The following is a 22,121-nucleotide window of genomic DNA, read 5'->3' on the forward strand; positions in this document are numbered from 1 at the left end:
TCAATCGAGATAAACGAATTCGTTGGAGTTGAACAGCACCACACAGTACTCGCGAAACGCCTGTCGTTCGGTCAGTGCAAACTTCGTCTGAAGCAGCTTGATTCGCGCGATCGCTCTTTCGACTTCTTCGTCTGTTGCGGGGCGAGAATACATGTTTTCAATCGTGAATCGGAGCTGATCCTCCAATGAATCTCCGACCGACTCGTGTGCGAAACGGGCCAGGTGGGTTGAATGTTTTTGTAGAAACTGTCCGTTCATCATGTTGAGTGCCTGAGCGGCTTGGGTGGTCAAAAAGCGGGCTTCGCAGGTCACGTCTGTTTCTGGATAGTCAAAAACAGAAAGCTCTGGAGGCACAAGGGAACGCTTAATGTGGATATAGATGCTCCTGCGAGCTTGCTCATCTTCGCTCGATTTTCTCCACCCCGAACCGGGAACGCTTTGTCCTGCCTTAACATCGTCCGAGACATCGGGATAGATGCTCGGACCATACATGCTGTAGTTGATACGACCGGTAACTGCCAAGACTGTGTCACGGATTTCTTCGGCGCTGAGTCGTCTCGTGTTAAAGCGAGCAAAAAGATCGTTCTCCGGGTCCGCTGCGATAGATTCAGGTGTACCACGAGAGCTCTGACGGTACGTTTCGCTGGTCACCATCAGGCGGTGAATCGCTTTTAGACTCCAATTTTTGCGAACTAGTTCACGAGCTAAGAAGTCGAGCAGCTCCGGATGCGTGGGAACGTCTCCCATTTGACCAAAGTTGTTCGCCGAGCGAACGATTCCACGGCCAAAGTGATGCTGCCAAAGTCGATTGACGATGACGCGACTCACTAACCGATTCTCTGGTTGTGTTAGCCAATTGGCGAGCACCAACCGTCGGCCTGCGGATTTCTGATCCGGTTGCGGTTCGGGGATGATTGGTGCATCCTCGCCGAAGATTGCAGGGTAAGCTGGTTCCACCTCGACACCGAGTGCCTCCGGAGATCCCCGTAGCAGGACGTGCGTCGTCGGTGGACTGACTTCGCATTTCGCGAGCCCTAGCCTGGCATCGACCGGCATGGAATCTAGTTCTTTTCGGGTTGTTTCGAGCTCAGACTTTAAGCGTTGATATTCGGAATACTCTTGTTCGGATATGTGACTTTGCAGCTTGGCGTCTACCACTTTGTTGCGGTCTGGACTCTTGGCAGCAACTTTATCTACCTCGTTCATCTTTTGGATACCGAGTTCTTCCAAGTCACGCATGCGTCGTTCGGCTCGCCGGATTGTCGACCTCAAAGCCCTCGTCTTTTCTACTTGTTCTGGAGTGGTGATCAGAATCTGGGAATTGGTTCGCTGGTCTCCACGATTTCCGTACGATGTCACATCGCGCAAGAAGGCGACGAGTTGATAATAATCTTTTTGTGGAATCGGATCGATCTTGTGGTCGTGGCAACGGGCACAATTCATCGTGAGCCCCATGAGGCCTTGTCCGATGGTAGTCACGAGATCGTCGAACTCGTCCATCCGAGCTTGTGCTGGGTCAGCTGGTTCATCATCCCAAATTCCTAGCCGGTAGAATCCGGTTGCCGTCAGCGTCTCTGGACTGCGCTCGGGTAGTTCGTCGCCAGCGATTTGCTCACGAAGGAATTGATCGTAAGGCTTATCGTTGTTGAAGGCACTGATCACATAGTCGCGATATTTGTACGCATTAGGCTTTTCGCCATCTCGCTCAAAGCTGTTGGTTTCGGCATAGCGAACGACATCCAGCCACCCGCGAGCCATTCGTTCACCGAATCGCTTATCTGCCAAAAGGTCATCTACGATTTTTTCGTACGCTGCCCTGGACGGGTCATTTGCGAAACGATCCGCAGTCGCTTTATCGGGCGGTACTCCGATAAGATCAAAGTACAAACGACGCAGTAGCTCACGCGGTTCGGCAACTGACGAACGAGCCATTCCCTTTTTGTGAAGCTTGTCATCGATAAAGGCATCGATCGGATTGCCGGTCGATGCGACTCCTGGAATTTCCGGTACTGAAGGATCGGATAGCGGGAGAAACGCCCAGTGGGCCGTATATTCGGCACCAGATCGGATCCAACGTTGAATCTTTTCGACTTGGGAGGCAGAAAGCCCCTCACCTTCGGGGGGCATTCTGATCGAATGGTCGTCGGCAGTGATACGAGCAATCATCTCGCTCGCGTCTGGCTCTCCAGGAACGATGGCGCGAGTGCCGCTATCGGTTTCGGCTGTTGCGAACTCAAAGTCGTGAAGTGCTAATCCCGACTCCTTGGTGTCCACGCCGTGGCACGAGTAACAGTGCTTGGCCAGAATAGGACGGATTTCACGGGCAAAATCGATGGGCTCGTCATCAACTTGCTCCGGATCGTCTGTTTCACCCTTCAACTCTCGAGCACTGAGATCCGCGTTGCCACCTCGGGGGCTGAATGGCAACACTGAGCCCACAAAGAAAGCGGCAACGATCAAAACCGCTGGAGTCGTTCTTGTCATCATGCCATTCCAAAAGGCAGACATCGCAGTTCGCTTATTTAAAGGTGGGAAGGGGTGTGGTAGGATTTCGCCATGCAGGATATCTCAACGGTCTGTTGTAACGAAGTAATCCGCACGCCATGCGTTAAATTATAGCCTCATAACTCTTCAAAAGCTATGCGAAGCCTCCCCAACCGAGTACGATTCTTTGTCAGTTCGATTTTTCGCTCGATATCGCGGGAGTTGCAGGTTGTTTCAGGCTAGATCCTTTTCGTTGGGCTGTTGGATCGCCATTCTCGTGGCTTGCGGTCTAAGTTACGTTAGCAGGGCAAGTGCTCAGCAACCGGACACGGAACTACCTAGCTACCAAGTCTCGCACGGGCCGACCGGTTTAATCCGCTCCGTCGGTTCTGACACGATGATTAGCTTGATGCATCTTTGGACGGAGCAGTTCAAAACCTATTACCGTGGTGTTAGGACTGAAATTGAGGGGCAAGGATCCTCGAAAGCCATGCCGGCACTGATCGAAGGTGCCTCGAGTTTCGGCCCGATGAGCCGTCCAGCGAAACCGTCCGAGATTGATGAATTTGAGAACCGCTTTGGATACAAGCCGACGATTCTACCCGTCGGAATCGATATGGTGGGAATCTTCGTTCATCGAGATTGCCCGCTCGAATCCATCTCGCTCGAGCAAATCGATGCTATCTTTTCGAGCACCCGCCGGCGAGGGCACTCTCCAATTAAAACGTGGGGTGAGCTAGGACTTAATGGCGATTGGGCGAATCGTCCTATTGTACTTTATGGCAGAAATGCAGCATCGGGGACATACGGCTTCTTCAAGGATCGAGTCCTTAACGAAGGAGACTTTCAGCCCAAGGTTCTTGAACAACCTGGCAGCAGCTCCGTCATCGCGGCTATAGCGGACAACCGGTACGCCATGGGCTACAGCGGAATGGCCACTGGAAGCGACACGGTCAAGGTCCTAAGGATCTCTGAACAAAACGGGGCTGTCGGTGTTCCTCCTAACGAAGACAATGCCCACGATGGTTCATACCCGTTGGCTCGCTATCTGTTTATCGCGATCAACTACAAACCAAACTCGCGACTCGACCCGACTCGAAGAGAGTTCCTTAAATTTGTATTCAGTCGCGATGGCCAGAATCTGGTGTTGCGGGACGGATATTTACCGATCAATGCTGCCGTCGCTGAAGAAGCCTTGAAAGAAGTTGGGATCCGTGACTAACCCAAACCAACCAATCCTCTCAAGCCGAACATCGCCCCCTAGCTCAGCGCTGACAGATGCCGATACTCACAAATCCAAGGCAAGGAAAAGACCATTTCGCAAGCAGCTTTGGCTTGATTCGATCGCTCGCGCACTTATCACTGCGGGGGGGATCGGCACGCTTTTAGTGGCATTGCTGATCGTGATCGTCATGATTAGCCAGCTGTTGCCACTGCTTAGCTCGTCCGAGGTTTCAACGATCGCTCAATTTGAGGTCGCCTCGCATGTCGATTTTACCAATGGTGGTGCATCGGTGTCTGAACATATGGCAAGTGGCTCTCCTACTCGACCAACTAATAAGCCACTTTGTGCAGGGTTGGATGAGTATGGGGATATCGTTTGGTTCCTTTTGCCCTCCGGCAGAATTGATACCTACGCTACGGCAACCGGCGAAAGGCTCCAATCTTTTTTGCCCCACGATACAAACATGAGCACCACTGATGAGGGCAAAGCTGAGTCGCCTAAAATCACGGCATGGAGCGTTGCGGACGACGATGCTAGTCTAATGGTGGGTTACTCGAACGGTGAGGTGCGCCCTATCACCATTACCTGGAGCCTGGAGTATTTAGATCGTCCATCTGACTCGGCTAACATCCCTAAAATCCGCGATACAGCGGTACAAACAGAGCTACCGAATGGACTCATTCGTATTCAACAAATTGAGGCTATCGAATTTCATCCTCCCATCACAGTTTTCGAAAAACCGGTGCGGTGCATCGATTGGTTAACACCTGCGTCGATCTATGGTCTCGAGAAAGCCAAGAGCTGGAAGTGGCTTGCCTCGGATGGACAAAAAATCTTGGTGCAGCATCACTTGCGGAGGCGACTGGGTATAAGCCCTAACACCTCAGAAGAAATACGAACCTGTCGATTTACGCTCGATGCTGAGAATTTGAAAACTGCCATGCTCAACGCTCAAGGTGAGGGAGTTACGACACTCGATCAAGATGGGTTGGCCCAATTCTGGAGATTGGGCTCTGACCTTGCTGTTAAGCGAATTGCGTCTCATTGGTCGATCACCGGTAGTGACGGAAAGGTATCAACAGCCGTTCCTATGTTAGGCCGGAACACGCTCGTAGTTGGATCTGAGTCGGGTTATATCGAGGGAATCGCAACCTATTTTGGTTCTACCGATGCGGATTTGGTGTCGATCCATCATCTTCCGATTGGTTCCATGCCTATAACAGAACTTGCCTCGGCAACCACTTCTCGAGTGGTTTCCATCTTAGGAAATGACGGGACGGTTTCGTTCGTATACATGCCAACCAATCGGAAGCTTGCAAAATGGAAGGTTCAACCTGAAAGCCGACTTTTTTTCTCAGCGGGATCGCGTTTCATCGTTGCTGTGGAAAATGAATCTGTTCGCATCGGGAGATTAAACCTACGATTTCCTGAAGCAGGCATTCAGAGCTATTTGGGAACGAATTGGTACGAAGGGTACAACCGACCCAATCATCTTTGGCAGAGTAGCTCTGGTACAGTTCAAGGAGAGATCAAGCTGAGCGTGGTACCGCTTCTTTTCGGAACGATCAAGGGAACCTTTTATACACTGTTGATTGCTATCCCCCTAGGATTATCCTCAGCGATTTTTGCTAGCGAGTATTTGCACTCGACGACACGCAATCGCATTAAGCCGATCATGGAATTAATGGCCAGCGTTCCGAGCGTTGCCTTGGGATTCGTTGGAGCGGTGGCACTAGCTCCATTTGTTCGCGGACAACTTTTCACCTTGTTCGTATTCCTCGTACTTACGATTCTTTTTTTAGTCTGCTTGCCGACCGTAACATCAGGCCTCGCTCGTCGCCATTCCGTGAACGCGTCTCGCTTTAGAGGTTTGCTACTAAGCTTGGTGCTGGGGGTTGCCCTTGTCGCCTCCAATCTAATTGCTCCCTTATTGGAATCGGTTCTATTTAGAGGACCTCTGATACTTTGGCTGAGCGGAGAATTGGGAGGCGTATTCCCAGGATGGCTTTGTATTTTCCTAATCCCTAGCAGTGTCGCTACGTTTTTTCTCGCAAATCATTTTCAATGGGAGCGGGTATGGCTGAACCGACTTTCGCAATCTAGTTCGTCTCCGACGCTGCAATCGATTGGGTTTCTAGGGCTCAAACTTTTTACAAGCATCGTACTTGCAGTCGTTTTATCAAGCGTTTTCACTTGGGCCGGTTGGGACGCGCGAGGAACGTTGCTCGGATCCTATCAAGAGCGAAATGCACTGCTAGTCGGTATCGTGTTAGGGTTTTCGATCGTTCCCTTGATTTTCACTCTATCAGAAGATGCGTTGCAATCCGTGCCCCAGCATTTACGAGCTGCTTCTATGAGCTGCGGTGCAACCGTGTGGCAAACGACGGTATCGGTCGTAATCCCGACTGCTATGAGCGGATTATTCAGTGCGATCATGCTAGGAATGGGACGGGCTATCGGAGAGACCATGGTTGTTCTGATGGTCTCTGGAAACACGCCCATTATGGAATGGAATCCATTTAGTGGCCTGAGGTCTTTAGCCGCGACGCTCGCTACAGAGCTGCCCGAAGCGGCACGCGGAAGCACACACTATCATTCCTTGTTTTTCGTAGCACTCCTTCTGTTTGTGTTCACGGTTATAGTGAATTCGTTGGCCGAATTCGTGAGGCTCAAGTTCCGTAGAAATGCGAGCCAACTATGAGAGAATCTTTCCGGATAACATCAGCTCGTACATCCGACAGCATGTCTTGGATCTCAGGCGGAGGATTTATACTGTCCTGCGCATTGCTTCTCCTCTTCGTCGGTCACATTCTCTATCACAGTCTCCAATCGCATTGGCCTCGGCGAGTTGCGATTATGGAGCGCTCCGACGGGACGATCCTTGGGGGCGAAATCCACGGCAATTCCAAGCGTTTAGGCGGTGGGCAATCGACGGAATGGTTGATCAAAGTAGGGGGAGGTCGGCCCAATTCGCCAACCTTTTTGAATGTTCAGTCCCCGCAATTGGCAAAAGTAGAACCGATTTATCCTAAAGACTTGATTTTTTTCGAGTTGCGTGAATCTGAGCCAATTTTTGGTTTTTTGACGAGCCTATCCCAGGTCCGATATCCGCTGTTAGCAGAAGTCGCCGTGGCGAGAGTTTTTTTAACGGAACTCGAGGCTGCACAGAATCGCAGTGCAAGATCGGATTCCGAGTTAAACGAGTTCGAAAGACTTCTTCCGGCAGCGCTCGAAGCGCTAAATGCTGCGGCTACAGAGCCGATTGCGATTCCCATCGAATATTGGAGAGAATTGCTAAAGGATTTTGAGAACATTGTTGCCCTAAATGCCCAGACGATCCAAGCTAAGCAAATCGAACTCAGTCGAATCGATCAAAAAATTGAACAAACGCGAAAGCTAGGCAGAAGAATAGGGGGAACTCAGTCCCAAACGATGCTGAGTGCCATCGACGAGATTTTTCGCTTGGCGTTCGAGCTGGGAGCAGCTGAGCAGGCAACCTATGATTTAGAGGTCTCAAGAGATTTTTGGAAAGAAAAATATCAGTTCGACCCATTGGTACTTCTGGCTATTGATGATTCCTTCGAACGCCTGCGAAGTGATCTGGCATCCCGGCAAGAGGCATTGCAGATAGAGCTAGATCAACGCGTCAAGCATGGCGGTTCACTTGAAGTACCGCAACCGCTAAGCACAGATTCAACCAATCGGGTTGATGAAGGAATGGAATGGTTGATAGAAACCGCACAGATGGCGAAGTCGGCTTATAGCGATCAGCTCAAGGTAAACACTGACCTTGCCGAACTCGATCTGGTACGCCAAGCGTTCAAGGCTAAGGTTGCCGTATTATTCGGCATACCAGTTCCTTTCTCGGAGGATAGGCAGCCACGTTCGGAGGAGGGAATGTTTGTTGACGCGGGATTGGTAGCGAAGAGAGTCGGGCAAACTCTTGAATATCGATGGAATCCAAGCCGCTCAGAACAGGTGATGGAGTTCGGGTTGTTGAACAAGCAAATTTTATGTGCCGATGCTGTTCGATTCTACTTTCCTAATGAGTTAGGGGTTCTTGATCGTCTTGCTTTATTTGTAGAACGATGGCTTGAATTCCTTTTTGACTATCCGCGACGAAACGGCTTGGCAGGTGGAGTGTTTCCTGCTCTTTGGGGGACGGTCGTCATGACAATTTTGATGTCAGTCATGGTAATGCCTTTTGGGGTAATGGCTGCAATTTATATGCAAGAGTATGCACGGAATGGCGTTATGCTGAGTATTGTCAGGATTACCGTAAACAACTTGGCCGGAGTCCCCAGCATCGTGTACGGTGTGTTCGGCTTGGCTTTCTTCAGTTATCTCATTGGAGGGTTCATTGACGGTGGCCCTCAAAAAATTGGCTTGGAGCCACTCGGGGTTGGCTCATGGTGGCTGATGGCGCTAGCAACCTTAATCGCTATCGTTTGGTTGGGGTATCGAACGCTCAAGCCACAGATGAAGTTTGTGAGGCCGAGTTTGCAGTCCGCGAATCGATTCTTTTCTCTTGTTTTGCTGGTGATCGCCGTAGTTGGTGGGTTCTTGGTAATTGCCAAGGTTCCCTTTTTCGAGGGCTTATACAGCGACGAGCTACCGAACCCAACATATGGTAAAGGCTGCTTGCTCTGGGCCTCGTTTACTATGGCACTCTTGACGCTGCCGATTGTCATTGTAACCACTGAAGAAGCATTGGCTTCCGTGCCTTCGTCCTTGAAGGAAGGTTCGTACGCATGTGGTGCGACAAAGTGGCAGACAATAAGACGGCTTGTGCTTCCCTACGCACGGCCTGGCATTATCACCGGCTTGATCTTATCCGTCGCGAGAGGAGCAGGGGAGGTCGCGCCACTTATGTTAGTTGGCGTAATCCCCTTGGCTGCGGACTTACCGCTCGACACACAGGCACCGTTTTTGCATGGTTCTAGATCTTTCATGCATCTCGGTTATCACATCTATTGGTTGGGTTTGCAAAATCAGGATATTCACTCAGCCCGGCCCATGGTTTACTCAACCATCGCAGTCCTCATTCTGATTGTATTTGCTCTCAATTCATGTGCGATTTGGTTGCGAAGCAGGATCAAGAAGCAGATACAATCGCAATATTTTTAAGGTACCCAAATAACCTCCATGGACCGAGTCAAGCTAATTACGTCAGGCCAAATGGTGCCCCCGGAAATTCACGAGAGGGTACTTGAGAGCGAGCATGTGCTCTCCATGGAGAATTTTTCACTTTGGTATGGCACCAAACAGGTCTTACACAGCGTTTCCATGGGGATTCCAGCGGGAAAGGTGACGGCGTTGATCGGGCCAAGTGGCTGTGGCAAATCCACATTGCTTCGAAGTGTAAATCGCATGAACGATTTGGTTGAATCCGTTGATATCGAAGGAGATATGAAGCTTCGGGGCGAGTCGGTATATACGTCGGATATCAACGTCATCGAATTGCGAAAGCGGATGGGGATGGTCTTTCAAAAACCCAACCCATTTCCGATGTCGATCTTTGAAAACGTCGTCTATCCATTACGTATAGACGGGGAACGGAACAAAGGGCGATTGATGGAGGCCTGCGAGCGAGCTCTGCGCGAGGCGGCCTTATGGGATGAAGTAAAGGACCGATTGTCCGAGAGTGGGCTCAAGCTATCAGGCGGACAACAACAGCGGTTATGTATTGCTAGAGCGATCGTATCGTCCCCGGAAATTTTACTCCTCGACGAACCATGCTCGGCACTCGATCCGATCGCAACGGGCAAGGTGGAAGATCTCATCGAGCGGCTCAAAGGAGACTATTCCATCATGATTGTGACTCACAACATGCAGCAAGCGTCACGAATCAGCGACTTCACAGCGTTTCTCTATTTGGGGTACCTCATGGAGTACGGTTCGACATCTACCATTTTTACTCGTCCCCGCCTTAGGGAGACCGAGGACTACATCACAGGCAGATTTGGTTGAGCTGCGCGAATCTGTTCAGTAACTTGGCCGATCGAGCTTTTTTACACAGACGGAACTAGCAATTTCACGGCGGTCATTAAAAATGCAGCTTCAAATCGTCAACTTGAATGTTCCGATAGACTTCAGTCAGTGGTATTGCGACCTGTGGACTCTGCAACCTTAACGATTCCGTTAAATGACTAGCTTCGCTCAGCGTCCAAATGTTATCGCTACTACGAGAGAATATCTCTACAGAACAACAATATTGGGAGACGAGCACATAATGTTGGAGAGAGGGAAGCCTGCGGTAGTGAGCGGCTTTCGTGCCGCGATCATAGGCTTCCGTTGAGTTCGATAAAACTTCGATCAACACAATTGGATTCAAAAGAGTATCCAGTTCGTTGTCTTCGAATTCAGGTTTTCCACAAGCAATCGTCACATCAGGGTACGTATACAAACCAGAAGCTGACACCTTCACCCGCATTTCACTGGGATACACCTCATAGTTCGAGTCTTTGAGAGCTTGTCGCAATTCACCAACAAGATTTGCAACAATTAGGTTATGCTCGCGACTGGCCCCGGCCATAGCGAAGGTCTCTCCCTGGTAGTACTCGCTCTTGAATGAGGCCGCACGTTCCTGAGCTAGGTATCGTTGAGGCGAGAGTGTTAGAATTGGTTGCGTTGACATAAGGGTTTCCTTCCAATGAGTCCTTGCCCCTATATTCTACCATACGATAGCCTCTGCCACAAAACAAAGATCCTGTTTTGCTGTGACGGGGATCACATTTTCCTTGAGACGGAAATTCTTTTCCGCGTCAGATCGACCTCGAGCACTCTGACTCTAACGATATCTCCTGCCGAAACAACTTCACTGGGGTCTTTGACGAACTCATTCGATAGCTGCGAGATGTGAATCAACGCGTCGTGATGAACTCCGATGTCTACAAAGGCACCAAACTGAGTGACATTCGTGATCACTCCTTCCAGCACCAAGTCAGGTCGTAAGTCTTCGATTTTCTGAATCGCAGAATCGAATCGAACAACACGAAATTCGCTGCGAGGATCACGTCCTGGCTTAGCTAACTCGTTGATAATGTCGGATATCGTTGGTATTCCGAATTGCGCATCGACAAAATCCTTTGGCTGAATTTGACGCACCAGGGACTCATTTCCGATTAGTCGGCTCACCGATTGGTTAAGCTTTTGAGCCATCTTTTCCACTACACTATACGACTCAGGATGTACTGCGGAGTTGTCTAGCGGTTGATTACCGCCACGAATTCGCAAGAATCCTGCGGCTTGCTCAAAAACCTTCTTTCCCAGCTTCGGTACCTTCAGCAATTGATTCCGATCTTCGAAGCGGCCCTGTTGATCTCGATACTTGACGATATTCTCCGCCAGTTTTGGTCCGATACCAGCAACATAGGACAATAGAGCCGGGCTGGCCATGTTCAAATCGACACCTACCTGATTGACGCATGACTCCACGATCCGGTCCAAACACCGCTTAAGTAACGGTTGGTTGACATCGTGCTGATACTGTCCAACCCCTATAGACTTAGCATCGATCTTGACCAATTCCGCCAATGGATCTTGTAATCGGCGTGCGATGCTGATTGCACCTCTTACTGTCAAATCTAAGTTCGGAAACTCTTGGGCAGCGACTTCACTTGCCGAATAAATGGACGCTCCCGATTCGCTAACTACCACCTTAATCACCGACAAAGAATGCTGTCGGATCAAGTTGGATACAAAAGCATCCGTTTCTCGCGATGCCGTTCCATTACCTATGGCGATTAGCTCGACACGATACTGCTCTATCAATTCGCAAAGCGTTTTGCTAGCCCCGTCGATATCGTTTTTGGGAGCTGTCGGATAGACCGTAGTATTAAACATCAACTTGCCGGTTCCATCCAAAACCACCACCTTGCATCCTGTGCGGAATCCGGGATCAATTCCCATGGTGACTTTAGGACCAGCGGGAGGTGCCATGAGTAGTTCGCGCAAGTTCTTTCCGAACATGGCGATAGCTTCTTCATCCGATCGTTCCTTCAGCTTCTGCAGCACAGCCGTCTCGGTGGCAGGGAACAAAATCCGTTCATAACAATCCTCGGCCGCTCGTATGAGATCGCTGTAAAACTCAAACTGACGGTTATGAATCTGCCGCCTCTTAAGTTCGTTAAGTTCATGGGATCCCTCGAACTTGAGAGCGACTCGCAGGAGGCCTTCTGCGCTCCCACGCAACATAGCTAAAACTCGAAAACCCGGAACTCGCGATACCGACTCTGTTCGATCAAGATACTGTTCGTAATTCGCAGCCTCCTCTTTCTTGCCGCGTTTTACTTGGGATGAGATTTTAGCAAACCTGAACGCTTGATCGATCAACCAAGTCCGAATCTCGACATCGTCTCCCCAGACTTCGGCAACGATATCAAGAGCCCCTTGCAGCGCTTCTTCGGTGCTGTCAATTCCATTATCTTTGCTGACAAATCGATTCAAAAGTTGAGCACGAGATTGGCCCAAGTTTTTTTGCTGCATCAATATTTCTGCTAGAGGAGCTAACCCCTGCTCACGAGCAACGGTAGCACGGGATCTCCTTTTAGGTTTGTATGGAAGGTAGATCCATTCCAACGTCGCCAGGTCTTGGCAATCAATGATCTGCTGCCGGAGGGAATTGGTCAGAGAACCTTGTTCATCGATCGTCTTCCAAACCGTGCCTTTGCGTTGAAGAAGTGCTTTGATCTTTTCCAAAGCGTCCTCGATCGCTCTCAATGCGATCTCATCGAGCCCCCCCGTGGCTTCTTTTCGGTAACGGGCAATAAATGGAATGGTGTTCCCTTGATCCAGTAGTTGAGCGGCCGCTAGAACGCCATGCTCTACCAGTTGTAGATCGGTCGCTATCTGCCGGACAGCATTTTTTAGATCAAACGTGAACAAGGTAAAACTCCATTTCCTTTTGAAAAGACTATCGATCGCAGGCCTTCTAGGCATCCATTGATGCTTGGGAGAATATAACAAACACATCTTGTGCCATCCATTTTTTAATCCGAGTCGATTTCCTGCCTGCGTTCCATAACGGGGGTGAGGAGAAGAATCTCGTCACCCAAGCTGAAATTCGGCATAGATTGTCCCACAAAGACTGGAAACACGACGCTAGAATGCTGGTCTGAGCAAACAGCGATCGCAGCAGAGAGTTTGGTTTACTTTCCGATTGCCGTCGTCGTCTTGAGAGCACCAGCAGGGCTATTCTTGTCGCGCGATGCGTATTCCTGATTCCAATAATACCACTAGTCCCTCAGCGTGAGTTGCAGTCCAAAGTAGAGAATAGGTTTAGAACAAAGGGATGCAGACGAAGCCTTCAAGCAGTGATTTAGTCTTGAGTCGAGTTAACCCTGCACCATGTTGCCATATTTCATTCAGTTTGACAGTGCTGAGATCAAGTGCGAGAATCTTCGTGGTATTGGCTCTATGGTCGTGGTAAGTGGAAATGAATGTGACAGTTGTCGATCATGCGACACGAGTCCACGGGTTTGAGCCGCCAGTTTTACACGAATGGCTCCCACCCGCTAAACCTTGGACTTACATGGATCCTTTCTGTTGCCCAATATTTTATGCCATCATGAACACACCTGCTAGAATAGTGATTGCCCTGATGCTAATAGCCATCATGCTGTCCGGTTGCTCCAAGACCGCATCCGGACCAGTATCGGTGACCGAAACGAGTGTCGTAAGAAAAGGCCTCGCCGACCGGATTCAATTCCTCGAAAACTACGTCACTTTCAGACGCCAGTTTGAGAAACTCGACTACGACATCATGTACCAAAACAACGGTGGCGGAATGGTCCCTGCCCCATCCGACTGGGATATTCGATTGATCGCTGTCGTACCAGAAACAGACATAGAAGCTTGGATTCCCGAGGGCGCCGAGAAAAAAGACTACCCATCGCCCGCATGGTTGAAAGACCTTCCGGGTACGATTGAACGAAATGGGATTACCGAGTGGTATCGCAAATCGGAGACTGTAGTTGGGATTGATCGTGAACTGTCCATCGTTGCCTATCGCAACACATCAACACCGGATTAAAGACGTAACAGAATATAAATAGGCTTCGGTTGCAGTCGACAACTTGGCGTTTTCCACCTCGCACCTTTGCGAACTCAGGAACCGAATTAAAGTGTGGCTCACATCGAAGCGATTTTGCACCGACGCGTTTTACGGAGAGTACTCATTGAATACTGACGGTTACTCACGGATCGATTTGATCTTCGGTACTCAGTAAAACATCAAGGCGTGAAACCAATAGCCTGTTGTGACAATTGGCTTCAACATTGGTTGCTAAAGGTAGGCCTCACGCGGTATCATCCCCGCGTAGGTCGGGCCGGTTCCTACGCGTGCTTACTACCGATTCCATTTGAGGCACAGTCCGTGAATACCGTGGAACAACAGTCCCCAGAAATCAAGAACTTCCTATCTCACAAACAAATGCATGTAACGTTTGCCGTCGTTGCCCATCACCCAAGCAGCACCAGCATAGGTGTAGTTCTCGTAAGTGCAGCAGGTTCCCCAACCCCAACTAGACTCCATGGCCCCGCAACCCGCTGATCTAGCAGTCGATCCTGCTGGCAGATAGGCGAAGTCGTTCGGCAAGTGACCGGCGATCCGTCGCGAAGCCCGAATCTGGGCACATTGCTGAGCGGCTTGGGTCAAAAGTGGGTCGTGAATAAAAGGTCGCAATCCACGCCTAGCTCGTGCCGCATTTACCTCGGCCAAGGCCTCATTGACCTCCGCCTCGGGGACGATGACCCGTGCCGAAGTCGCCTCTGTCACCGTAACTGAACCGGTTCCTGAACCCGCCAGAGCCACCGACGCAGGCGAAGCGATTACAGCCTTGCTCGACTGGTCCGGTGTCGATACGACATTCGAGACACTGGAAACCGTCGCGGACGGAACCGTGACAGCGGAGGCTTGAGCCACGCTCGGCATGGTTACGACTCGAGTCGCAGGCGCGGGCCTAGTAAAAATGCGTCCCCCACGCCGCCAACCACCTGCCTCCGACGTACTCGGCAAAGCAAATCCGTGGACCGTGACAAAAATAACCAATGCGGAAATTGAAATTCGCATACCACTCCCTTATCGTGTGTACCAATTGCAGAGGAGACACGTTCAGAACTCCCCCATCTCCCTATATGTCTGGCTCGCCCCTTTATAGGCTGCATAAGCCTGCCTAATCTTTGGGCGGGTCAGACGTAGTCAGTAAACCACAAAGTGTGCGGGTTGGCAAGAAGGTGCGTAGTTTGGGTTGAGTTTACCGTTTTCGGGCACTTTGGTTGGCGGTTTACTTCATCCCATAACCCACCCAATTCTCCATCTTCAAAGTCGTCGTGAAACAGTACGGACTCATCACTGCCTATACCACTATCCTACAGAAATGCCAGAACACCAATCGCCCTCCAGAAAGATCGCTTGGGTACGTTTGACGATTCGGGCACTGTGAGAACCTTTGGAGAGATACATTACGTAACGGGATTGGCTTCGTTCGAAAGTCGATCTAGCATGCTTTGCAAACGTTCGCGTAGCTCACGCATGATTGGGTCCTCTTCACCTTTTGGAGCACGGTCGGCGGGCACCTCAATGGCGCGATCGATTTCAATGATCGCTTCGAGCGGACCATGAACACCGGCCTTGTCCGTCAGGTCTTCTTCCAATCGTTCAATGGTTTCTAAGATCCTGGTGTCAGTGGTCGGGGAAACCAAATACTCCGCCGGATAAGATGCAATTTGTTGTGCTAGATAGATTTTTGATAGCTGCTGCCATCGCGAATCACGCTCGCTTTCGAGCAGCTCGCCCGTGGTTAGTTCAGGTACGATCTTCATCCGCAAAGCTTTGATGCGCGGGATCAGCGAGTCGTTCGGGTTGGGTTTCCCCAGCCATTTTTCCTCGAGAGGATTTAATAGATGGTCTACCAGTCGTTGTTGTCGTTCTACGATGGTACCCGACTGCGCGGAACCGAAATACTCGACCTCCTTCAAGCACAACATCGCTAGGATGATGCGGTGGATCCGTTGTAGGGTCGTTCGGCTATCATCCTTCATCCACGATAAACGAGTCTCGAGAGAATTCAGCGTTCCCCCGATTGCCTTCTCCAGATTACCTTTGAAAACATACTTGATGGCAACAGGGTGAATGACCACCTTGCCTTTAACATTCTGTTTTGCACGGCGTTTCGCTGCCGTTCGTGTCATGAATGCAACCCCATCGAGCAGTGGCTGAAGAAGGTCATTTGTTCTAAAGACAGCTCCTTCGGGAAAGACGACAAGCGGACGATTGGGAGTTGACAGAATGTCAACAGCAACATCCAAAGATTGCCTATCGAGCCCCTCTCGATAGACGCTAAAGGCGCCCATTGTGGAAATTGCCCAACGCTGAAACATCGACTGCTCGAACAAGTGCCAGCTTGCCATCGCGTACATCAACGTCTTGGCTTCGGAAGCCACAAACGCCATCAGCAAAGGATCTGCGTAACGGCAATGGTTCGGAGCGAGCAGCACCCCGTGGCCTAACCGCAGGGACTCACGCAAATGATCCACTCCATGCAGGTGGCAATCGACGACTCCTTCGTACTTCCTCAAGTATCGGTGGACCAAACCGGACTTGAGAATGATCCAGGGCACCCAATTTCCTCGGTAAGGTGGGACGAACCGATAAGGTTTTTCAATGATGATGTCTTGCATAGGGCGATTTTTTTACGTGGAGTAACCGCGCGGATGGCTCTTGTGCCAAGCCCAAGCGGTTTCGACTATGGATTCAATCGTAACGTACTTTGGCTTCCAGTTAAGCTCTCGCTGAGCCAGCGAACTGTCAGCGATTAAACAAGCTGGATCACCTGGGCGGCGCTCTCCGACAACAGATGGGATCGGGTGACCGGTTACCTTCCTGCAAGCCTCTACGACTTGTTGAACGCTATGTCCTACTCCGGTCCCAAGATTCATTTTAAGCACGGAACTCGGAGCCAGCTTCAGTAACGCTGCCAAGTGTGCTGTCGCTAGATCCTCGACATGGATGTAGTCGCGGACACAGGTTCCATCCGACGTGGGATAGTCGGTCCCGTAAACCGTTATTTGTTCGCGTTGCCCCAGAGCCACTTGAAGAACGATCGGGATGATATGAGATTCCGGGTCATGGTCTTCTCCAATAGACGCATCGGATGACGCACCCGAGGCATTAAAGTACCTGAGACAAGCTACACCGAAACCGTATGCCTTGGCGTAATCCTCCAGTGCTTTCTCGACGACTAATTTTGTGAAGCCGTATGGGTTAATCGGTTTTTGCGGTGTGAATTCTGAGATTGGCATCGTCTCAGGTTCGCCATAGGTCGCAGTCGTACTGGAGAAGACAAATCGCCAAACCCCAGCAGCACGCATGGCTTCCATAAGCTCGAACGTGGCGGTTACATTGTTCTGGTAATACATGGCGGGATGCTGCACCGATTCTGCAACCAACGCGAAAGCAGCAAAATGCATTACCGCCTCGATTTCCTTGTCCCGTAAAACCTGAATCAAAAGTGCTCGATCCAGAAGGCTCCCCTCAATCAGCCGCCCTTCTGGCACGCATTCTCTGTGCCCTCTGGAGAGGTTGTCGTATACCCAAACGTCATGTCCGGATTCCATGAGCAACTTTACCGTGTGCGAACCTACGTAGCCTGCGCCACCGACAACCAAAATCTTCATTAACCGTTCCTAATCTGAGCGAAAAGTCAACCGATTCGTATCTTAATGGTAGAATCCGAGTACTCCTAGAGTGCTTCTATCGACGGTAAATATACCTCAATAGCGGTTTTGGATAGGAAAAACCAGGATTTGTTGGAAAGTCTCATCAGGAGGGTACGGGAGCGATGGCAATAAGCAAGCTGAAAAAGCTGAGACAGCAACCCCAGGAGACTGCGGTTCCATCTGAAACCATGACGGGGTGGGTTGAGCGATACACCACCTACCTGCGGAGCGAATGCCACCTTTCCGACAACACCGTGGCTGCTTACCGACGGGACCTGGACCATATGAAGGACTGGTTAAACGGCCGCTCGCCAACCCAGCTCAAGATTGACGACTTAACCGATTTTGCAGCCTATCTCAAGAATCTTGGCCTAGCTCCAACCACCATCACCCGCCATGTGGTTGCAATACGGATGTTTTTCAAGTTCTTGCAGTTAGAGTCCGCGATGGAGAGCAACCCCGCCGAGCTGTTGCTGACCCCAAAGATGTGGCACCGGGTTCCGCGAGTCCTAACCGTGGGCCAAGTTGACCGATTCATGAATGCGCCCCGCCGATCCGATCAGCACTATCTTAGGGACAAGGCGCTGTTGGAGTTAATGTATGCGTCAGGTTGCCGAGTTTCCGAGATCAGCAATCTGCTTATCGCGAACGTGCATCTTGATGAAGGGTATTGCTTAGCAGAAGGCAAGGGACGCAAGCAACGCATGGTACCCCTCGGCGAGAGAGCTATCGATGCGATACGAGTTTATCTCGCGGAGTATCGGCCCAAACTAGTTGGTAAAAAAGACCCCAGCGCCGTTCCATGGCTGATTCTATCTCGCACAGGCCACAGGCTCCGGCGCGAGGCCATATGGGAGCTAATCAAACGCTCCGCTTTGCGAGCTGACGTCGATCCTGACATCACTCCTCACACGCTTCGCCACTCCTTCGCAACGCACTTGCTCGCCGGCGGTGCGGACCTACGATTGATCCAGGAGATGCTTGGTCACGCGAATATCCAAACGACGCAGATCTATACCCAAGTAGAAAATAGCAAACTGAAGAAAATCCATAAACGCTTCCACCCCCGAAGCTAATTTTTGGCACTTCTACTGCGAACCTTGTTCAGAGCGTCATGTCTGGTATTTCATGAATACCACTTTGCTTAACAAGAAGTTTGAGTTCATCGGTGCACGATTGAAAATAGTCTATCGCGATGCACGACGTTTTCGAACAGGAGCCTCTCGCTTTTCTCTCGACATTGGAGAGGATAGAAGAGGCGAATTCTTTGAGATGGCGACCTTATTAGACACTCCTCCGGAGGTCGAAGTGCTAGATGTCCAGCGTCCAGATCGTCACCTTCTCTTGCTTTTCAGAGAGGGCGCAGAGAAAAGCAAATATCTTTGCGGGCATGATGAGCGACATTGGTTTGTGGCTGGCATACCAGAGTCAGCTCCAGTCGGGACCGTTCGGCAAGCCATGGAGGCTTTGCAGCCAATAGAGGTGCAAGCCGCAGTTGCTCACAAGGGACTGAAAAGCAAGTCTCGCAATCGACGCAAGAATGCCGCATTCGTTCGTCAGGGCGAATGGTTCTTTCTGCCAGTACCTTCTCTCGAAGTCCCTGAAGATCTGCTGCTTCGAAACGAGCCGCTGAGTCGTGGCCAAGGCAGCAAGCCGCACTTGGTAGATTTTTGCTACCGAACGGGCGGCGAGTTGGTCTATGTTTGTAGAAATTATCCCGCAGGAGTTACCGAAACGCAGTACGCATTGATCCTGGAGAGGAACGAAAGCGCAAGGAATTGGGGCTGGAGGACGATGAGACGAAACCCGAACGTGTATGTCCGTGGCAAGGTCAGGCATTCCGATCACGCGACCATTTTGCTTGGTGGATGGCACCGTGTTGTCATGAACACGGAAAGCCAAGCCAAGGCGATGCAAAACGTTGTGTTCTTGGATTGACGGCCTTTGTTTAAACGTGTTGGGCAACGCCCCGCGCTGAGTCCTCCAGGGGCGGGCAATGATAACAACTCAGGGTTACTCACCTGAGCCTCGCCATCATCTCCGGGTTAGAACGATCAACGCAGCCCGATGGGCGTGCGGTTAAACGTTGGGCAACGCCCCGCGCTGAGGGCTCGAGCATCCTCACCCCCCACAAATCCACCCAGTCATCCACCTCCGCCGGTGATTTTGGTTTTCGTCGCCGAACGCGACTCGTCGGCTGAATGCTTATCTTCCTCAAGAAATAGCTGGTACAGCTACCCTCTGAGGTTTCAAAAGCTGTCCTGCACGAGAGCCCAATAGCGAGAGCGGGATCGGTAGCACCAACGCCAGCGTAGTCATCCAAAGCGGATGGGGAATCAGAATCACATTCAAGCCCGCCATGAGTAACGCTAGAACTCCGTATATGATGGCCAATAACCATAAACGGGAACCGCCAACGATGGCGGTAACAAGCCCGCCCGCGAATGAACCGGCTGATTGAGCTAAAAGTACAAAAAGCAACGCGCCCACAGGAGCAGAGGAGACATACTGGGCGACCTGTTCCATATCATTGGCATCCAATTCTGACGGCACGGGGTAAATCCGATGACCAACAGTTTCCAACGTTAGGACACACAGGCCTCCAATAAAGAACGCCAAGATGATGGCCAAGATGTTTCGAAACATAATGAGTATCCGTGTTGGTAGAGAATCTAAACGAGCAGCCAGTAACTGTCTCAAAATGACAGCTGTCCAAGGGATTGTAACTCGCTTTCCTGAAGAAAGGTCGAGGTAGAGTTTTTTTGAATCATAGTCCAAAAAATCATGGATTTCTGATCGCATCTCTAAATTCAAGATTGGATTGATACCCGGATTGTTACGAGGTAAGCTTTGACTCGTCCGCTCATTCGCGCTACGATTTCCACTGCGGGTAGATTGAATTCGACGATACCTCCATTCAGGAAGCTTCTAGTGCTATACACGATCGCGATCGTCCTAATCTTGCTTTGGCTACTCGGTTTAGTCTCAACCTACACCATTAGCGGATTCATTCACATTTTACTCGTGATCGCTGTTATCCTAGTCTTGCTTCGCGTCATCAGAGGCCGTAAGCCATTTTGATCTTGGTCGCTTCCGTTCGAGTTGCCCCTCGCCGAAGATTCTTTGCTTGAACGACAGTTTGTGAATAATTCGTTACGTGCGCGACAGTGCTGGACTGGAATGGTAAACTATGGTCCGATCGCCATCCTTTACTCATTCGATATTCACAATGATGGACTACCGAATAACCTCTCCCTTTCGTTTGAAATTTCAATCTGTTCTTAATCTTGATCACCGTTTGCTGCTGAGCAGAATAAGGCTGAGCCATTGGTGTTGGGGTGTGGTGATGATGTGCTTTGCTCCTATCTGTATTGCACAGGATGCAGGTAAAGAACATGTCTCTGCTCCGCAATTGGTGGACAGTGCCCCCAAGCAAACATTTGAGAATCGATGGTGGAAGGGGAATTTGCATACGCACACGTTTTGGAGCGACGGCAATGATTTTCCGGAAATGGTAGCTGCCTGGTACGCTGACCGCGACTACAACTTTCTTGCTTTGACAGATCACAATATTCTCAGTCGCAACATTCGCTGGATGAGCTTGGAGCAAATCGAGAATCGTGGGGGCAAGCTGGTGCTGGATCGCTACCGATCCAGATTCGGTGACGGTTGGGTCGAAAGCCGGGATTCTGCTAAGGGCCGTGAAGTCCGACTGAAGCCTTTAGATGAAATTCGTGGCTTGGTCGAACGTTCCGGTGAGTTCATTATGATCGAAGGGGAAGAGATAAGTGACAAGGCTGAAGGGAAGCCAATTCACATCAACGCAACCAATTTGGCAAATCTAATCCAACCCGCCGGTGGTGCCACGGTTTCAGAAACCATTCGGAATAATTTGCGAACGATTATCGAACAGGAAAGGGAAACTGGGCGGCAGATTTTGCCACATTTGAATCACCCCAATTTTGGCTATGCAGTCACGGCAGCTGACTTGGCGGTCGTTCTCGAAGAAAGATTCTTCGAGGTGTATAATGGCCATCCGGGGGTGAATCATTTGGGTGATGAACAACACATCGGGATAGAGCCGATGTGGGATGTGATCAATGTCATGAGACTCGTCTATCTGAATTCACCACCAATCTATGGGATCGCTACGGATGACAGTCATGAGTATCACGGTCGCCCCGGGTCGAGGCCAGGACGTGGTTGGGTCATGGTTCGGGCTAAGTATCTTTCTCCCGAACACATTATCCTGGCCATGAAAGGCGGAGATTTTTACTCCTCCAGCGGCGTGGTATTAAGTGCGTTGGACTGGGATCAGTCGACCAAACGTCTTTCGCTCGCGATTCAGCCTGCAGAGGGGGTAAACTACGAGACCCACTTCTTGGTGGTAGACAAACCGGACCCAAATTCTATCGACGACTCGGTCCCGTTGCACGAACTGGTTGTCTCATCACTACCACAAGCGTACGCCAAGCTCAAAGTAAAAGGTAACTCGGCCGAATATCAGCTCGATGGAACCGAACTATATGTGCGAGCGGTCGTGTTCAGTGATCGGGCGCCAGTAGATCCTGTCTGGCCCGAGCAACTTGAGCAAGCGTGGACACAGCCGGTCGGCTGGACGCTGAGCGAGTAATTTTGTAGGCATCGTTTAACCGCGTTGGCAACGCCCCGCGCATTGCCCGTCACCGTACAG

At 50.6% G+C, this 22,121-nt stretch carries 16 protein-coding genes; 9 read left to right on the plus strand and 7 right to left on the minus strand.

The window, feature by feature from the left end; translation table 11 throughout:
- Positions 1-2,508, minus strand: coding sequence for a PSD1 and planctomycete cytochrome C domain-containing protein (locus SH449x_RS01915; protein ID WP_482379628.1), 2,508 nt, complete (start codon positions 2,506-2,508; stop codon positions 1-3).
- Between the two features lie 253 nt (positions 2,509-2,761).
- On the opposite strand from SH449x_RS01915, the gene SH449x_RS01920 reads away from it, so the two are divergent.
- The 4 genes from SH449x_RS01920 to pstB are packed head-to-tail and all read left to right on the plus strand — an operon-like array spanning position 2,762 to position 9,679.
- Positions 2,762-3,706, plus strand: a complete 945-nt coding sequence (locus SH449x_RS01920; protein ID WP_482379629.1) for a PstS family phosphate ABC transporter substrate-binding protein — start codon at positions 2,762-2,764, stop codon at positions 3,704-3,706.
- On the plus strand, positions 3,699-6,410 hold the full coding sequence (locus tag SH449x_RS01925; protein ID WP_482379630.1) for an ABC transporter permease subunit: 2,712 nt from the start codon (positions 3,699-3,701) through the stop codon (positions 6,408-6,410). The genes SH449x_RS01920 and SH449x_RS01925 overlap by 8 nt, the downstream gene beginning before the upstream one ends.
- Positions 6,407-8,836 (plus strand): PstA family ABC transporter permease, encoded by a 2,430-nt coding sequence (locus tag SH449x_RS01930; RefSeq protein WP_482379631.1) that lies wholly within the window; start codon positions 6,407-6,409, stop codon positions 8,834-8,836. The genes SH449x_RS01925 and SH449x_RS01930 overlap by 4 nt, the downstream gene beginning before the upstream one ends.
- 18 nt (positions 8,837-8,854) lie before the next feature.
- Positions 8,855-9,679: a phosphate ABC transporter ATP-binding protein PstB gene (gene pstB, locus SH449x_RS01935; RefSeq protein ID WP_482379632.1), complete on the plus strand. Its 825-nt coding sequence runs from the start codon at positions 8,855-8,857 to the stop codon at positions 9,677-9,679.
- Positions 9,680-9,755: 76 nt separating this feature from the next.
- On the opposite strand, the gene SH449x_RS01940 is transcribed toward pstB, so the two are convergent.
- On the minus strand, positions 9,756-10,346 hold the full coding sequence (locus SH449x_RS01940; protein ID WP_482379633.1) for a Uma2 family endonuclease: 591 nt from the start codon (positions 10,344-10,346) through the stop codon (positions 9,756-9,758).
- 92 nt (positions 10,347-10,438) lie between these two features.
- On the minus strand, positions 10,439-12,682 hold the full coding sequence (locus SH449x_RS01945; protein WP_482379634.1) for a Tex family protein: 2,244 nt from the start codon (positions 12,680-12,682) through the stop codon (positions 10,439-10,441).
- Between the two features lie 595 nt (positions 12,683-13,277).
- Here SH449x_RS01945 and SH449x_RS01950 point away from each other — a divergent pair.
- Complete coding sequence (locus tag SH449x_RS01950) at positions 13,278-13,742, plus strand: hypothetical protein (RefSeq protein WP_482379635.1); 465 nt, start codon at positions 13,278-13,280, stop codon at positions 13,740-13,742.
- Between the two features lie 384 nt (positions 13,743-14,126).
- On the opposite strand, the gene SH449x_RS01955 is transcribed toward SH449x_RS01950, so the two are convergent.
- The 3 genes from SH449x_RS01955 to galE all read right to left on the minus strand — a co-directional run bounded on the left by SH449x_RS01955 (position 14,127) and on the right by galE (position 17,386).
- Positions 14,127-14,780 carry a CAP domain-containing protein gene (locus SH449x_RS01955; RefSeq protein ID WP_482379636.1) on the minus strand — a complete coding sequence of 218 codons (654 nt, stop codon included), beginning with the start codon at positions 14,778-14,780 and terminating at the stop codon, positions 14,127-14,129.
- A gap of 392 nt (positions 14,781-15,172) precedes the next feature.
- Positions 15,173-16,390: a 1-acyl-sn-glycerol-3-phosphate acyltransferase gene (locus SH449x_RS01960; RefSeq protein WP_482379637.1), complete on the minus strand. Its 1,218-nt coding sequence runs from the start codon at positions 16,388-16,390 to the stop codon at positions 15,173-15,175.
- A gap of 12 nt (positions 16,391-16,402) precedes the next feature.
- Positions 16,403-17,386: a UDP-glucose 4-epimerase GalE gene (gene galE, locus SH449x_RS01965; protein ID WP_482379638.1), complete on the minus strand. Its 984-nt coding sequence runs from the start codon at positions 17,384-17,386 to the stop codon at positions 16,403-16,405.
- Between the two features lie 164 nt (positions 17,387-17,550).
- Here galE and xerD point away from each other — a divergent pair, with 164 nt between their 5' ends.
- Together xerD and SH449x_RS01975 are read left to right on the plus strand one after the other, a co-directional pair.
- On the plus strand, positions 17,551-18,504 hold the full coding sequence (xerD, locus tag SH449x_RS01970) for a site-specific tyrosine recombinase XerD (RefSeq protein WP_482379639.1): 954 nt from the start codon (positions 17,551-17,553) through the stop codon (positions 18,502-18,504).
- Positions 18,505-18,556: 52 nt separating this feature from the next.
- A complete protein-coding gene (locus SH449x_RS01975) occupies positions 18,557-19,366 on the plus strand; it encodes a hypothetical protein (protein ID WP_482379640.1) in 810 nt (269 codons plus the stop codon).
- 276 nt (positions 19,367-19,642) lie between these two features.
- Here the strand turns inward: SH449x_RS01975 and SH449x_RS01980 are convergent, their stop codons facing one another.
- Positions 19,643-20,074, minus strand: coding sequence for a hypothetical protein (locus SH449x_RS01980; RefSeq protein WP_482379641.1), 432 nt, complete (start codon positions 20,072-20,074; stop codon positions 19,643-19,645).
- A gap of 285 nt (positions 20,075-20,359) precedes the next feature.
- Here SH449x_RS01980 and SH449x_RS01985 point away from each other — a divergent pair, with 285 nt between their 5' ends.
- Positions 20,360-20,509 carry a lmo0937 family membrane protein gene (locus tag SH449x_RS01985; protein WP_482381870.1) on the plus strand — a complete coding sequence of 50 codons (150 nt, stop codon included), beginning with the start codon at positions 20,360-20,362 and terminating at the stop codon, positions 20,507-20,509.
- Between the two features lie 265 nt (positions 20,510-20,774).
- On the plus strand, positions 20,775-22,061 hold the full coding sequence (locus tag SH449x_RS01990; RefSeq protein WP_482379642.1) for a hypothetical protein: 1,287 nt from the start codon (positions 20,775-20,777) through the stop codon (positions 22,059-22,061).
- Positions 22,062-22,121 lie beyond the last annotated feature (60 nt).

The sequence above is a fragment of the Brakhagea baltica genome (assembly GCF_052161605.1).
In the GTDB taxonomy this organism is placed as follows: domain Bacteria; phylum Planctomycetota; class Planctomycetia; order Pirellulales; family Pirellulaceae; genus JBKCUI01.

Bases quoted from the DNA above. Each gene is read 5' to 3' on its own strand.
- SH449x_RS01945 (WP_482379634.1), bottom strand. From the start codon at position 12,682: ATGTGTTTGTTATATTCTCCCAAGCATCAATGGATGCCTAGAAGGCCT.
- SH449x_RS01955 (WP_482379636.1), bottom strand. From the start codon at position 14,780: ATGCGAATTTCAATTTCCGCATTGGTTATTTTTGTCACGGTCCACGGA.
- SH449x_RS01990 (WP_482379642.1), top strand. From the start codon at position 20,775: ATGATGTGCTTTGCTCCTATCTGTATTGCACAGGATGCAGGTAAAGAA.
- SH449x_RS01975 (WP_482379640.1), top strand. From the start codon at position 18,557: ATGAATACCACTTTGCTTAACAAGAAGTTTGAGTTCATCGGTGCACGA.
- SH449x_RS01940 (WP_482379633.1), bottom strand. From the start codon at position 10,346: ATGTCAACGCAACCAATTCTAACACTCTCGCCTCAACGATACCTAGCT.
- xerD (WP_482379639.1), top strand. From the start codon at position 17,551: ATGGCAATAAGCAAGCTGAAAAAGCTGAGACAGCAACCCCAGGAGACT.
- SH449x_RS01960 (WP_482379637.1), bottom strand. From the start codon at position 16,390: ATGCAAGACATCATCATTGAAAAACCTTATCGGTTCGTCCCACCTTAC.
- pstB (WP_482379632.1), top strand. From the start codon at position 8,855: ATGGACCGAGTCAAGCTAATTACGTCAGGCCAAATGGTGCCCCCGGAA.
- galE (WP_482379638.1), bottom strand. From the start codon at position 17,386: ATGAAGATTTTGGTTGTCGGTGGCGCAGGCTACGTAGGTTCGCACACG.
- SH449x_RS01950 (WP_482379635.1), top strand. From the start codon at position 13,278: ATGAACACACCTGCTAGAATAGTGATTGCCCTGATGCTAATAGCCATC.
- SH449x_RS01915 (WP_482379628.1), bottom strand. From the start codon at position 2,508: ATGTCTGCCTTTTGGAATGGCATGATGACAAGAACGACTCCAGCGGTT.
- SH449x_RS01930 (WP_482379631.1), top strand. From the start codon at position 6,407: ATGAGAGAATCTTTCCGGATAACATCAGCTCGTACATCCGACAGCATG.
- SH449x_RS01980 (WP_482379641.1), bottom strand. From the start codon at position 20,074: ATGTTTCGAAACATCTTGGCCATCATCTTGGCGTTCTTTATTGGAGGC.